Origin of the sequence: Sandarakinorhabdus sp. (assembly GCF_040398645.1) — a bacterium.
GTDB lineage: Bacteria > Pseudomonadota > Alphaproteobacteria > Sphingomonadales > Sphingomonadaceae > Sandarakinorhabdus.
This window is the reverse complement of sequence record NZ_JBBATR010000056.1, coordinates 1-15,052: the sequence shown is the minus strand read 5'-3', so window position 1 is coordinate 15,052 and position 15,052 is coordinate 1. Positions and strand designations below refer to the sequence as shown.

8 protein-coding genes are annotated in these 15,052 nt (G+C 62.7%); 6 read left to right on the top strand and 2 right to left on the bottom strand.

Features of this window, described 5'->3' with window-relative positions; translation table 11 throughout:
* A partial coding sequence (locus tag ABWP50_RS11125; protein ID WP_353218056.1) for an energy transducer TonB occupies window positions 1-619 on the bottom strand: 619 nt, incomplete at its 3' end.
* Between the two features lie 366 nt (window positions 620-985).
* On the opposite strand from ABWP50_RS11125, the gene ABWP50_RS11120 reads away from it, so the two are divergent.
* The 5 genes from ABWP50_RS11120 to ABWP50_RS11100 all read left to right on the top strand — a co-directional run bounded on the left by ABWP50_RS11120 (window position 986) and on the right by ABWP50_RS11100 (window position 10,487).
* Window positions 986-1,738 carry a hypothetical protein gene (locus tag ABWP50_RS11120; protein ID WP_353218055.1) on the top strand — a complete coding sequence of 251 codons (753 nt, stop codon included), beginning with the start codon at window positions 986-988 and terminating at the stop codon, window positions 1,736-1,738.
* A 64-nt stretch (window positions 1,739-1,802) separates the two neighbouring features.
* Window positions 1,803-3,962, top strand: a complete 2,160-nt coding sequence (locus tag ABWP50_RS11115; RefSeq protein WP_353218054.1) for a penicillin acylase family protein — start codon at window positions 1,803-1,805, stop codon at window positions 3,960-3,962.
* 172 nt (window positions 3,963-4,134) lie between these two features.
* Entirely contained in the window at window positions 4,135-7,320 is a 3,186-nt protein-coding gene (locus tag ABWP50_RS11110) for a caspase family protein (protein ID WP_353218053.1), read from the top strand.
* Window positions 7,321-7,362: 42 nt separating this feature from the next.
* Window positions 7,363-9,309, top strand: a complete 1,947-nt coding sequence (locus ABWP50_RS11105) for a caspase family protein (protein WP_353218052.1) — start codon at window positions 7,363-7,365, stop codon at window positions 9,307-9,309.
* A gap of 221 nt (window positions 9,310-9,530) precedes the next feature.
* Window positions 9,531-10,487 (top strand): serine protease, encoded by a 957-nt coding sequence (locus ABWP50_RS11100; RefSeq protein ID WP_353218051.1) that lies wholly within the window; start codon window positions 9,531-9,533, stop codon window positions 10,485-10,487.
* Window positions 10,488-10,781: 294 nt separating this feature from the next.
* Here the strand turns inward: ABWP50_RS11100 and ABWP50_RS11095 are convergent, their stop codons facing one another.
* Complete coding sequence (locus ABWP50_RS11095) at window positions 10,782-12,737, bottom strand: TIR domain-containing protein (RefSeq protein ID WP_353218050.1); 1,956 nt, start codon at window positions 12,735-12,737, stop codon at window positions 10,782-10,784.
* Between the two features lie 1,140 nt (window positions 12,738-13,877).
* On the opposite strand from ABWP50_RS11095, the gene ABWP50_RS11090 reads away from it, so the two are divergent.
* On the top strand, window positions 13,878-15,029 hold the full coding sequence (locus tag ABWP50_RS11090) for a site-specific DNA-methyltransferase (RefSeq protein WP_353218049.1): 1,152 nt from the start codon (window positions 13,878-13,880) through the stop codon (window positions 15,027-15,029).
* Window positions 15,030-15,052 lie beyond the last annotated feature (23 nt).

Genomic DNA, 15,052 nt, shown 5'->3' with positions numbered 1-15,052 from the left:
TGCGCTCAGCAATCGGCGTACCCTCGCGGACGGCCGGGTTAAAGCGGAAGCGGCGAACGATGATACCGCAGGTCGCGTCGTCCAGGCGCTTAAAGCCGCTGGACTGCGTGACCTCACATTGCGTGACGCGGCCATCAACACCCACGGTGTATAAAACGCGTGCCACACCTTCTTCTTCTGCGGCGCGCGATGCACTCGGGTAATCATCGTCCGAAAACACGTTGCCGCGGCCACGTGCAGTCGCCGGGGTCGTCGGACCGACTGCAACCGGAGCGGGCGGAGCGGGCGGTGCCTGTGGCGCAACCACTGGCGGATCCGGCCGCGCTACAGTCGACTGCGTCGTGATCGCATTAGGCGCCGCTTCCGATTGCACTGACACCTCTGGCGGCGGCACATACGGCGGTATTTCGATTTCCTTGGGCGGCGGTGGTGGCGGCTCGTCTGGCGGCGGCGCCTCCTCCTTCACGTTAACCGCTTCAAGAGGTTCAACGATTTTCTTGAAGGCCTGCAATGCAAGCCCGGTGACGATAGCATAACCAAGCAGGACATGCACCAAGGCGACGACGCCCAACGCAATCTGTCGGTTTTTGCTCAACCCAGGTTGTTCCATGTAAGACATGGCTGGTCTGGCACTCCCTCAACTCTACGAGAAAGCCGCGGACAGAGGACCCCCCTCAAACCCTGCGCCATTCCCTCGACGAACACGCTCTACCCTCAAGCAGCTTGTCGCCGCAACCGGCATTTTGGCGAAAATTTGCCGGTGCGGGCGAATCTACGTCAATTCCCCCGCATTTTTGCTGCAATGCAGCCGGTTTTTGACTGGGCGCCGGGGTTGCTCATTCGCAGTGCGGTTGCAGGCAAGCGCCATCGCCGGTTAACCTTGGCTATGGGCCATGTGATTCTAGCGATGCTTATGTTTTTGGCGGTTTCTTTTGGTGTTGATCCAGCTATCGCCCAATCACGGCCGGCGCGGCCGCGGTTGATTTTGCAAGCAGCGGCACCAGGATTTGATCGGCTGACGAGCTATGCCGATGTTGCCGAATTGACGCTTATTAGCCCGGTTATTGTGCGGGCCAGCATCATTCGCACGACGCGGGCCACTGGTATGGCGGCGGCTGGTGTGGCGGCAGGTCGCACCCGTCTAGTTGTTACGGCTTCTGTGACCAACGTGTTGGTTGCGCCCGGCGCGCTGGCTGGCCGCTTGCAATGGCTGTGGGATGCACCAACTGATGCCCAAGGCCGGCTGCCAGCGACCAAAGGACTGGATGTGTTGGCATTTCTGACGAATCCCACAGTTTCGGGGGACACGCGCCTGATGTCACGGCGGAGCCTGCAGGCGTGGGATCCTGCGCTTAACGACCGCGTGTTGGCGCTGGCCAGCGCGGCGCGCAGCGGCAACGTGCCGGTCATTCGCATTGTCAGCAACGGGTTTCGCGCCGCTGGCACAGTGCCAGGCGAAAGCGAAAGCCAGTTTTTCCTGACCACTGCCGACGCCAAGCCGTTGACGTTGATCGTGCAAAATCGCCCTGGTGAAGTGCGCCGGGTGATGCTGGCGCAGGGCGACATCATCGACGATTCGGCAGCGGCCCGCGTGCAGCCAGACACGTTGCTTTGGTATCGGTTGGTATGTTTCCTGCCTGCCGAGTTGCCGGCTGAGGCTGGCGGTGATGATCCGGCGCTGGCCGGTGACTGGCGCGGCGCGCTCGCCAGCCTGGGCCCGTGCGGTAAAACTGGCTGAGCATAGGCTTGCAGCATGCCGGAACCAGCGGCATGCTTGACGCTCGCATTGGAGGCGCCTTGCTGTGAAACTGCCCGCTGCCTTGTTCGCCGGTTTGCTCGCCTTGCCGGCTGTTGCTGTCCCGCTGGCTGCGGCCCCGGCCGCAACCGGCCAGGACATGGCCGGCGAGGTGATGTGGGACACGTGGGGCGTGCCGCACATCACGGCAGACAGCGAAGCCGGCGCTTTCAAGGGCTTTGGCTGGGCGCAGGCTGCCAGCCACGGCAATATCCTGCTGCGCATGTATGGCGAAAGCCGCGCGCGGGCGGCTGAATATTGGGGGGAATCCTATGCGCCGCTGGATCGCTATCTGATCGCGCACGATGCGCCAGCGCGTTCTCTGGCGTGGTACAAGCAGCAATCCCCGCAGATGCAGGCCAATCTCGATGGCTTTGCCGCCGGCATCAATGCCTATATTGCGGCCCATCCGGATCATGTGCCGGCGGAGTTGAAGCGCGTGCTGCCGGTCAGCGGCGTCGATGTCATGGCGCATGCCCACCGGCTGATGCAGTTTTTGTACGTCGCACCGATGGGCCGGATGCTGGCTGCACCTGCTCCGGCTGGCAAGGCAGCATCTGGAAACGCCGGCGGCGACGGCAATGATGATGGCGATAATGATGCGGGCGGCTCCAATGGCTGGGCTGTCGCGCCATCACGGTCACAAAGCGGCGCTGCCATGCTGCTGGCCAATCCGCATCTGCCGTGGGCGCCGTCATTGCTGACCTATTACGAGGCGCAGATCACCGCGCCGGGTTATAATGTCTATGGCGCAACGCAGGTTGGGCTGCCGGTGCTGCGCTTTGCCTTCAACAACGAGCTTGGCTTTACCAACACGGTGAACAACATGCTGGGGGCGACGCGCTACCGGCTGGAACAGGCCGGCGATGGCTACATGCTGGACGGCAAGCGCATGGCGTTCACGCGCAGCCGCAAATCATTGCTCGTCCGGCAAGCCGATGGCAGCCTGAAGCGCGAGACGTTTGTGCAGCGGCAAAGCGTTCATGGCTCGGTGTTTGATATTGGCGAAGAATCGGTGGCCATACGGGTTGCCGGCCTCGATCGGCCCGGCGTGCTGCAAGCCTATCTTGATATGGGCAAGGCCAAGAATTTCGCGCGCTTCGAAAGCGCCTTGAAACGCCTGCAAATCCCCAGTTTCAACATTGTCTATGCCGACCGCGCCGGCCATGTGTTTCACATCAGCAACGGCATCCTGCCCCGTCACAAGACCGGCGGCAGCCACGCCTTCTGGTCCGGGCTGGTGCCCGGCAACCGGGCCGATCTGATTTCCACCGAGATCGAGCCGTATGAAAACCTGCCCAAGCTGCTCGATCCGCCGGGCGGCTTTGTGCAGAACGCCAACGATACGCCGTGGGTGAACAGCATCCCGCGTGGGCTGAATCCAGCCGATTACCCGGCGCATGTGGCCCCGCCCGAACCAACATCGCTGCGCGCCCAGCAATCGCTGCGGCTGCTGATGGGCAATGACAAGATCAGCTTTGCCGATTTCCAGCGCCGCAAGCTCACCACCACGGCGCTGATGGCCGACCGCATGAAAGTGCTGCTGCTGGCGGCATCGGCCGGCAGCAGCGACAGCGATGTGCGCGCCGCCCGCGATTTGCTGGCCGGCTGGGACAATCGTTTCGAAGCCGACAGCCGCGCCGCCGTGTTGTTCGAAGAATGGGCCAAGCGCTTTGCCGGGCCGAACCTGACCGATCAGAGCAATTTTACCAGGCCGTGGACACTGGATGATCCGATCAACACCCCCGCCGGCATCAGCGATGATGGCGCCGCCACGGCGATGCTGAAAGCCGCGGCCGACGCCGTGAAGGCGCGGCATGGCCGGCTGGATCCAGCTTATGGCGACGCATCGCGCTTCAGCGCTGGCGAGGCGGTTTCGCTGCCCGGCCATGGCGGACTGGGCGGCTTGGGATTGTTTCGCACCATCTTCTGGGGGCCATGGCAAGGCGACAAGCGCGCGCCCGAGGCCGGGGAGACTTGGGTGAATCTGATCGAATTCTCCACGCCGATGAAAGCCATCGCCGCAATGAGCTATGGCAACAGCAGCCAGCCCGGATCACCGCACCGCAGCGACCAATTGCAGCTGGTATCGGAAAAACGCTTTCGCGCGCTGTGGCTGACCCGCGCGGATGTGGAGCGCAATCTGGAACGGCGCGACGCGTTCTGACAATCCCGCCGGCAAGGACATTGCCCGCACGCGGCACATGATCGTGCGGTGAATCCAAATTGCGGGCTGCCGCCGTCTGCGCCCGCTGCGTTGACATGCCTGATGGCCTCTGCAAGTCTTTGTACGGAAGGGACGTGACATGCACTGTGGCCGGGCAATTGCCGCTGTATTGATGCTGGCGTCGCTCTGGTTTGCCGGTGAGACAGCCGGGATGGCGCAGCAGCCGCAACAGCAACCGCAAATCACAAAGCCAAAGATCGTCGTGCAGGGGATGCAAACCGGCGGGATCGACGTGGCAGCCTGGTCAGCAGACAGCCGCCATATTTTTACGGCATCAGGATTATTGAAGGAATTCCTGGTGTGGGATGCGGCGCGCGGCCAGATTATTGATCGGGTGCGATTGCCCAGCGACGCGAAGACCAGCACCGAAACCATGATGTTGGACAGCATGACACTGGCCGCCGATGGCCGCACGCTGCGCATTGAAGGCGAAATACTGGACCCGACCAGTGCCGATCTGCGGCGCGGGCGGGCCTATCTGGTCGATGTGGTGTCCCGCCGCATCAGCTTTGCCGCGCCGCCCGCATTGCCGGCAATGCCCCCAGGCACCACCGCAAATGCCGCCGAACACTGGCTAGGCCGGACGCAAAGCCGGATCAGCGCGCTGGAGGCAATCTACGAAGCCGGCACTGACATGGCCCGCGCCGATGCATTGCGGGCACTGCCTGCCCTGCCGCCGTCGCCCGATGGCCGCTGGCGCATGGTGCGCACGGCGCCGGCCTTTGCCCTTGTCGGAGCCGATGGCCGCCAGCGCGCGATGGCCGCCAAAAGCAAGTTCAATGTCGTAAATCATGCCGCGATGTCACCCGATGGCCGGCAATTGGCGCTTTCGGGTGCTGATACCAGCGATGATGGGGCGGACGTGAGCCTGATTGACGTGTTTGACATCACGCAGGGCCGGTTCAACCCGCAGGTGCAGCTTCGCGGCAGCTATGACAAGATGCTGTGGCTGAACGCAAATCACTATCTGGCGGTTGCACAGGATGACTCGGATGACCCGCTGGACGAAGCCGAACCGGGCGAACCGGCGCCGTTGCTGCGCATCGACAGTGCGAGCGGCGCCGTGCTGGCCAGCCATCCTGCGCGCTGTTTTGTGGTGCCGCTGCCCGATGGCAGCCTGATTGGCGCTGGCCTCGCCAATTGCCGATCCGGGGTGGGCACTGACAAGGCGCTGGTGCGGCTGGTGGCTGGGCGCTGGCAGGCGCTACCGGGCTATGCTGTGCCAAAGGATTCACATATCCGCGTGATTGCCGCCAGCCCGCGCGGCGACCGCGTGGTGGTGGTCACCAGATTGGGCGATGGCAACCTGTCAGTGGCGACGGTCCATGCGCAAACAGGCGAGATCGGCAGCGAATTTACGCTGAGCGACTCCATCCTGGTGATGGCAGCTTTTTCGCCTGACGGCCGCAAGGTCTGGCTGTTCGGCAACAACAATGTAGCCGAATGGCAACCGGACATGCCGGCAACCCCGGACGGGCAACCGGCGTTGCGCAATCTCGAAATGACCGCCATGTATCCCACTACCGTGGCCAGCAACGGCCGGGAATTGCTGGTGTCCGGGCCACTGGAGGATCGCATCACCCGCGCCGATCTCGCGACGGGCAAGAAGCTTGCCGGCATCGATTCCAGCATGGGCATCGGCGTGGGCTTTCTGCCGGGCCAGCCGATCCTGTGGTCGGTAACTTATGACGGGCAGTTTCATCTCTGGGATAGCCGCACGGGCCAAGCGCTGATGACCACCTACCTGATGTCCGATCAACATTTTGTCACCGTGGCACAAGATGGCCGTTATGATACCAATCTGGGGCCGGATGCTGAAAATTTCCGCTGGTTCATTCCTTCAGCGCCGTTTCTGTCGCTGGCGCCGCAAACCTTCATGCGCGATTATTTCGAACCGCAACTGTTCCGCAAGCTGCTGGATTGCACGGTTACCGGCAGCTGCGCGCGGGTGTTGAAACCGGTGCCGCCGATTGCCGGGCTGAATTTCCTGCTGCCCAGCGTGCGCGTAACCAATATTCAAAGCGCTGGGCCAGGGCAGGCTGACGTCAGCATTTCAGTGACGGAATTCACGGCGCAAAGCGGGCGCAGTTCAGGCGCCTATGGTGCCAAGCTGTTGATGAACAACCGCGAAGTGGCCCGCAATCCCGATGAGCCATATGCTGCCGCCACAGTATCGCTGGCGCAATGGCGCGCTGCCAATGTGATCAGTGCATCACCGGATGGCGCCGCGAAAACCTATACGCAGCGCGTGAGTGTGCCCACCGATGGCCGCCCGGTCGAATTTGCCGCCTACGCCTTCAACAGCGACCGGGTGAAATCCGATACCAACCGTGTCCGCTGGGTGCCGCCGGCTGCGCAGCCGCGTCCACGCCGTGCCTTTGTGTTGACCATCGGGGTCGATCATTATGTGGAATCCCGCCTCAAATTGAGCTTTGCCGTGGCGGATGCCCGGGTGATCGGCGATCGGCTGGCCGCCATTCCCGGCTATGAAATGCGCCATGCCCGGCTGGTGACACGGCAGTTGGCCAATGGCCAATTTGTTCCGGTCACGCGCGATCATATCAATACGGCGCTCGGCATATTGGCGGGCTTCCCGCCCGGGCCGGACCGGGCCAAGCTGGCCAGCGCTGGCCATGATGCCAATGCGCTCGATAATACCACGCCCGATGATATCGTCATCATCAGCTTTTCTGGCCATGGCTTTGCCGATGCCACCGGCAATTTTGCGCTGCTGCCATCCGATGTGGCGTGGCCGGGCATGGCGCAAGCCCCCACCGCCGACACAGCGATTTCGGCGACCGATCTGACCATGTGGCTGCGCGCCATCGCGGCCAAGGAAATCGCCTTCATCATCGATGCCTGCCATAGCGGCGCGGCGGTGAGCACACCGGATTTCAAGCCCGGCCCGATGGGCGATACCGGGCTTGGGCAATTGGCCTATGACAAGGGGCTACTGATCCTTGCGGCCACCCAGGCCGATGATGTTGCCCTGGAAAGCAACAATTTGCGGCAGGGCCTGCTCACGGCTGCATTGGGCGAAGGCCTCACTTCGCAGGGCGGCCCGGCCGATATGAACCGTGATGGCCGGGTGCGGCTGGATGAATGGCTGCGCTATGCGGTGGCGCGGCTGCCATCCCTGAGCGAAGATGCCCGGCGCGGCGGCGGCGCGTTGGCGGCGCGCGGCATGGTCATGGTGATGGACACGGCGCAGGCCAACGAGCGGCCGCGCGTGCAGGAGCCCAGCCTGTTCAATTTCAACGCCGGACCATCTCCGGTGGTGCTGCGCGGTTCGCCGTGATGGCTGCTGAACAGACGAAATTCAGAGCGGGATAAACGCGCAATGATCGGCATCAGACCGCGATCAACACTGACGGCGCTGGCGCTGGCGCTGGCTGCCACCCTGGTTGCCAGCTTGGCTGCTCCGGGCGCGGCCGCAGCCAAGGTGCGAGCGGTGTTCGTTGGCATCGACAAATATCAATTCTCGCGGACAGCCGGGCAAGCGAACGCCGGTTTTGACGATCTGAGCGGCGCAGTCGCCGATACACGGCGCATCAAGGCGGCGCTCACCACGGCTTATGGCTTTGCCCTCGATCAATCACCGCCGGGTCAATGCCGGTCCGGCAACGCGGCTTCGATCACCTTGACCGACACGTGTGCCACCAAGGCCGCGATCCTGGCCGCGTGGAACGATGCAATCCGGGCGAGCGCGGCGGGCGACACGCTGATCCTGTATTTTGCTGGGCATGGCTCCCGCTTCCTCGATCAAAACGGGCAGGATCAGGCCAGCCTGCACAACAGCACCCTGATGGCCCACGATGCCCGCCAACCCGGCGCCCAAGCTGACGCCGACATCATCGACAATGAAGTGCGCGCCATCATCGATTCCGCCACTGGCAAGGGCGTGCGGGTGGTAACCTGGTTCGACAGCTGCAATTCCGGCACGGCCAGCCGCGATGGCCAGTCAGCCAGCCGCAGCGCACCCGATCTGATGGTCAGCAATTTGCGGCCGATGGCGCCGCCCCGGCAGTATGGCAGTTATGGCGCATACCGCGTGCATCTGGGCGCGGCCGGCGACGGCGAAGATGCCAAGGAAGTGGGCAGTGTCGGCAATCGTGCCGGCGTGTTCACCACGGCGCTGGCCAAAGCCTTGATCGCGGCCCCGCAGGCCAGTTTTGCCGATATCGCAGCGAAAATTGTGGAGGAGGTGACCACCGCCACGCGAAACCGCCAGCTGCCGCATGCGGAAGGCGCCTTGCGGGCCACGCTGGACGGGCCGGAAATCCGCGTGCCAACCTTTGATGTCGTGCTGGATCGCGGCCAGTTGGTGATGGCCGGCGGCGCGTTGGTTGGCGTGACCGCTGGATCGGAATTTGCGCTGTACACTGGCACCAGCGAAGCGGTGAACGCAAACGGCGATGCACCGCTGCTGGTGGCACAAGTGACCAGATTGGAAGCCGGGCTGGCATTCCTGATGCCGATTGGCGGGATGCCTGCCAACTTGCCTGGCCGCATGGTGGCACGCGAGCAGCGGCATCGCTTTGCCAGCCGGCTTGGGCTTGCGGTGAATGATGCGGCGGCGCTGGGCGTGGTTCAGCGGCTCGGGTTTGTTGCGGTAGATGCACGCGGGCCGTTCCGATTGGCGTCTGCAGCGGACGGCACCATGTTATTTGGGCGCGGCGGCGTGGAATTGGCCAAATTGCCGGCCGCCGACGCGCCTAATTTTGCGCCGCGCCTGGCCGCTGCATTGGAAAAAGTGGCGCGGGCCGAAGAATGGCTGGCCCTGATGCGGCCGCGTGCCGGCATTGCTCTGTGTGTTGCAACCGGCGACCGGGCGAATTTCGATCCACTGGGATGCCCATCTCAGTCCGGCGGCCGCACGCTGCGGCTGAAACAGCCGGCATGGACATCGGTGGTCAACGAAAGTGACCAACCGCGATTTGCCTATGTCCTGGGTATCAGCAGCAAATATGAGGTGACGCTGGCAATGCCAGGCTTTGGCGCAGTCGAGCGGACACCGCTGGCCGCGGGCACGCCGCTGGCCATGCCCCGGGGGCAGTCTTTTTCGATGACGTCACTGGAACCGATGCGCTTTGTGGCGATTTCCAGCGACGCACCAATGCCGGCCGGGGTGCTCGAGCAGTCCGCAACCGATGTCCAAGACAAAAGCGCGTGCCTGAGCGCTGTGGCGCGGGCATTTTGCCTTGGGGCCGACGGCGCCCGGTCTGGCGGCATACCGCGGGTGATCAATTGGTCGGTGGCCGTGGTTCCAGTGGAGGTGGCGCCGTGATCAGGATGTTTGCGTTGGCTGGCATGATGCTGGCAGTGCAGCCGGTTCCGGATCCAGGGGCCAGCGGGCCGCCGCGCCCAGCCGCCCCAGATGCCAGCGAAGCGTCGATGCTGTCCGGGGAGCCGACAACCGCTCCAACACCCCCAGCTCCAATACCTCCAGCCCCAGACATCTCACCAACCGACAGCAGCGGTTCAACCATTGTCGAAGCCCCCCGCGTGGTGCGCGGCACGGCCGCCGGTGCGGCCAGCGCACCATGGCAGGTCCAGATTTACACCACCGTACCATATACCCCGGAAGAGCTCGCCGCCGATCGGGCCTTGCCGCGCAGCAGCCCTGCCAAGAAGTTCCTTGCAGACATGTCGCCAGAAGAGCTTGACCATCTTTGCGGCGGATCGTTGATCGCGCCGGATTGGGCGATTACCGCTGCGCATTGTTTTGTGGACAGACAGGATAATTTGCGTCTGCTGGCCAGCCGCAGGGTGAGGCTTGGCAATAATTATCTGCCGGCGGCCACACAAATGGCCATTGATCGGGTGGTGGTGCATGCCGATTACCGCCGAACAGGCGACAAACGCCACGATATTGCCTTGGTTCACCTTGTTGCCGACAGCGCAACTGACCGATCGACATTGATCTACACCAGACCAGTGGAATTGCCGCCTGCGCAATTGCGGCCGGTATCAAATGCCGATCTGCTGATCGTAACCGGCTGGGGCATGACCGGCGAAAATGAAGACGGTGCGCCGCGCGCCGTTGATGGCCAGCCAATGCGCGGCACCCCCCTGCTGCTGGAAGGACGACTGAACCTCGCTGATGCTGCCCGTTGCCGGAGCGTGCCGAGCATGGCGCGCACCGTTTGGGACGGTGTCTTGTGCGCCGCTGGCGATCTGAGCGGCCAGGATGCTTGCCAAGGCGACAGCGGCGGGCCGCTCACACGGCGCGGTGTGCTCATCGGGGTGGTCAGCACCGGATCGGGCTGCGGGCGGCCAGGCATACCGGCCCTTTACACCCGCGTGGCGGCCTACACGGACTGGATTGCTGCCGTGCTCGCTGCGCCTGTTACCAAGGGCGTGTTCAGGTGCCGGGCCGCAGCGCAGACTTTGCGGCAGCGGCGCACGACAACAAGACAAGGACCGGGGACAGCTGCGAGACTGGCCCTGGTCTGCCCGGCTTGACCGCCACTATTATTTACGGTTGGCCGTACGATCGCCATTCGTGCGGTCACCATTCGTACGGTCACCATTGGTGCGGTCGCCGTTGGTGCGGTCAGCTTCATCAACTGGCGCAGCCGGCGCGGCCGCTGGGTCAACAGCAGGCGCTTCTGGAACGGCAGCCTCCGCGGCAACGGGCGCTTCGGTTGCAGCAGGTGCTTCCGGTTCGGCTTTGCCGCATGCTGTGATCAGCAGCGCGCTGGCAATGGCAACGATAGCAATGCGCATGAACTCTACCCCTCTGGTGCAAGCGCTATGTTAACTGAAACCCAGCCCGATTAGCAAATCGGAAAATTCCGGCAATTTGCGCAAGGGATCGACCATCGGATCATTGCGCATATAAACCAGGCCGGCGTCACCGGTGGCCCGGGCACGCTTCAATGCCGCAAGCGCGCGCGCCGTATCGCTCCACTGTGCCAAAATCTGCGCCTGCTGGTATAGGCTGGCATCACCTTTCTGCGCAACCAGGGTGTTGAACGCGGCCTGTGCCTGCGGGCGTTTGCCAAGCCGGTGGCGCACAATTGCCAGCCCGGTAAGCCTGAACACTGCGGAGGGTTCGGCAGCAAACGCCTTTTCAGCGCCGGCCGGATCACCCATCATCAGCCGTGCAAAACCAATTGAGGAATTTGTCACCCCCATGCGTGGATTGAGGCTGAGCGCTCGCTCAAGCGGGCCAATGGCACCGGCGAAATTGCGCGCTGCATATTCGATTTCACCAACAATGCGATAGGAACCCGCGTTCAAGGGATCAAGCGTGGTGGCGCGCGCAATCGCCGTGCGGGCGGCATCAAACCGCCCAGTGCGCGCACAGAACAGCGCAAATCTGCTGAGCACATCGGCATCGCCTTGGCCCAATTCGGCCGCGCGATCATATGGTGCCCCGGCTGCCTTGGCATCAATTCGCCCGTTGAACAGCACGAAGCCAAGGGCAAGGTGACCAGCGGCCAACTGTGGGGCTTCGCGGATGGCGCGATTGGCCGACACGATTGCAGCCTCGAACAATTGCGGCCGCTCGGTCGTATTGGCATATTGGTTGCCGATCACCACAAGCACCCGCGCCCTGGCCGCAAGTGCCGTGCCATAGCTCGGATCGATTTTCAGCGCTGCATCGAACTGCGCCAGCGCAGCACGATCAGTGGCTTCATTAAGGCCCTGACCGAACAAATCCTGGCCGCGCAGATACGCATCATAGGCTGGCACACTGCTGGTGCCGCCAACAGGCCGTGCCGCACTGCCCAATGGAGTGCTGCCGCCATTGGCCGTGCTCTCGCCGCCCATTTTTGACGTGATCGCACTGACCACGGCTGCGGAAATTTCATCCTGCACGGCAAACACATCGGCGATTGGCCGCTCAAATTGCTCGCTCCACTGGCTGAAGCCGCTGCGGCCGTCGATCAATTCGGCCGATACCCGCACCGTATCACCGGCCCGGCGCACATTGCCGTCCAGCAGAAACGCAACACCCAATTGGCTCGCCATCGTGCGCGCATCTTCGGCGCGGGTGCGAAAGCGATTGGATGATGCTTGCGCCGCCACCAGCAAGCCGGGATTGCGCGCCAGTTCCGCACGCACTTCGGCCGCCAGCCCTTCCGAAAAATAGGCTTGTTCAGGATCACCGCTGAGGTTGGCAAATGGCAGCACGGCAACGCTGGCGGTTGCGGCCGGCGCCTGCCCGCCCTGTCCGCTGCGCCACAGCCATGCCGCACCGGCCGCGCCGGCCATGGCAACCACCCCGCCAATCAGCAGCAGGCGCCGATCCACTGGCGGCGATGCCGGCGCAGCAGACACAGTGGCCGCTGCTTCCCCAGCATGCAGCGCCGCCACGGCGCGCAGCAATGCATCGCAGGCCTGATCACCGCGCCGGATGCGATGATGGCTGATATCGATCACCTGAAATTGACGAAACCCCAGCGGCGGCTCCACACCGTCCATGCTCAGCGGCACGAGTGTCTTGCGATCACGGCCGCTGGTGGCCTCATCGTGCACCCAGTGCGAACCAATGCTGGTTTTTGACCACAACACCACCACGGCCCGCGCCGTATCCAGCGCATGGGCGGTGGTTTTGGCGAAATGTTCGCCGCCTTCCAGCATGCCATCCCACCACACCGAATATCCAGCCGCCTCAAGCAATTGGATAACCGGCAAGGCACGCTTGCGATCGCCGCGCGAATAGCTGAAAAACACTGTGGTCGCCCGAGGCGCTTCGGCTGACATGTGACCCTTCTCGCCGTTACCAACCGCCACCGATGGCTAGCGCGCGCCGGCTGGCGGTGCAAGTGGTTAGGCACCGCTCCATCTGGCGCCATGATTTGTGATGCAGCCGGTTCCTGCTCACCGAACTGCAATTGCCGGCAGGATCAACCCCGCCAAGGCAGAAACGCCTGCTGGCGGCATGATAAAGGCCCGGAACAGGCCGAACCGCACGAAACGGAGCGTCGCCGCCCTCCAAATCGCAAAGAGGCTTTCGCCCGTGAGCGCGGCAAATTGGCGGTGGAAGAAGCCATCTGCGAACCGTGCTCTAGTTATGCCTGATAGTGGCGGATCGCGCGAAACAGAGGATTATCCGAAATATCTGGCTAACTCTGGCCTAACTCACTAAAAACAAGCCGTTAACTGGTCGACCAAAGCCTGTTCGATTGGCGCTTGCGGTCATCGAAACTGGCCTTCAGGCGCCAAATGATGGCGGTCAGGCCGAAAACGCGTGGTCGTTTGCGACAGGAATTGGCTGTTTGCAGGTGCAGTTTGGCTGGGTTTGCCGACCGTGTGGCTGTTTCCGCTGGCAGTTTGGCTGGTTGGGTCCGGGCGATGGCCGTTTGGTAGCGACCTTTGACACTTTGGGCGCTGGTCGTGGCTGTCGAGGTAATGTCGGCAACAGGAAAAGGGTGGCGGCACGTTTTCCCGCGCCCGGTTGCAGGCTGGGTTCTATTCGTCTGCCTGCTCACGCAGGCTTGCCAATTGCCTGGCCAGGCCGACCGGTCGGTTCAAACAGCCGCTCGACAATTGATCGACGTCGGCCTTTGGGGCGCGAGAACGCCTTCGCGCGCAGCTTTTTGAATCGGATCGCGCCTGGCTGACTAATCGAATAAATTTATCTATCGGGAGCCCCCAGCGCCAACGTTTGACGGCTAAGAGGCCGACCAAATTCTAAGAGGGTTGTAAGAGGCCTGTAAGAGGGCCGTAAGAGATCGGGCATCTGGCGGCTCGCGTTCACTAATCGGATCTATCCATCACTGATCCAGATTATGCCGCATTTTGAGCCAGTTACTGATCGGCCTGAATCTTGACCTTTGGGAATGTTTCTTATCTGTTCCCACTCACAGCGCGCTATGCGAGCGCGCCGATGGAGCAAGATTCATGGCAAAAGCAAAGAACGGCCCAATGGCGCACGCGGACATGCGCTCGAACATCGTCATGCGGCGGGTCGCCGATCTGAGACCCTATGGCCGCAATGCCAGGACGCATTCCAAGCAGCAGGTCGCCCAGATTGCGGCAAGCATCCGGCGGTTCGGCTTTACCAATCCTGTGCTGGTATGGGGCGACGGCGAGATCATTGCAGGCCATGGCCGTGTCGGAGCGGCCAAGCAACTGGGGCTGCTCGAGGTACCAACCCTGGCCCTGGATTATTTGTCCGCCGCCGAACGGCGCGCCTATGTGCTGGCCGACAACAAGCTTGCGCTGAACGCCGGCTGGGATCAGGAGCTGCTGGCCGACGAACTGCAAGCACTCATCGATATCGAGTTCGAGATTGGGGATCTTGGGTTCAGCCAAGCCGAGATCGACCAGGTGCTCGATCAGGCGGCGCAGAGCAGCGTCGTGCCGCCCAATGCCAATAGCGCGATTGCCGAGACGGACGATGCCGTGCCCGCAGTTCTTCCACAGCCGGTCACGCGGATGGGCGATGTCTGGCAGTTAGGTCGGCACCGGTTGATCTGCGCTGATGCGCGGCATCCCCAAAGCTATGTGCGGCTGCTCGGAGAAGAGCGGGTCGGCCTGGTGTTCACCGATCCGCCCTACAATGTGCCGATCGACGGCCATGTCACTGGCCTTGGCACTGTCAAACACCGCGAGTTTGCATTTGCTTCAGGGGAGCTCAGTGAAGCGCAGTTTACTGGCTTTCTGAGCGACAGCCTGGGCGCCATGGTAAAATGCTGCCGCGACGGTGCGATTGCATATGTGTGCATGGATTGGCGGCACATGCGGGAACTGCTTGCGGCTGGCTACGCGGTGTTCTCTGAGCTCAAGAATGTCTGCGTCTGGAACAAGACCAATGGCGGCATGGGGGCCTTCTACCGCTCCAAGCACGAGATGGTGTTCGTGTGGAAGGTCGGGACGGCGCCGCATACCAACAACTTCGGGTTGGGCGACACAGGTCGCTACCGCACAAATGTCTGGGATTATGCTGGCATCAGCTCGATCACGGCGACCCGGCAGGCCGAGTTGGAGATGCATCCAACCGTCAAGCCGGTGGCGTTGGTGGGGTGCCGAGGGTTGATGATCGTAGGGTGATCAGCGGGATCATCTTCGTCATC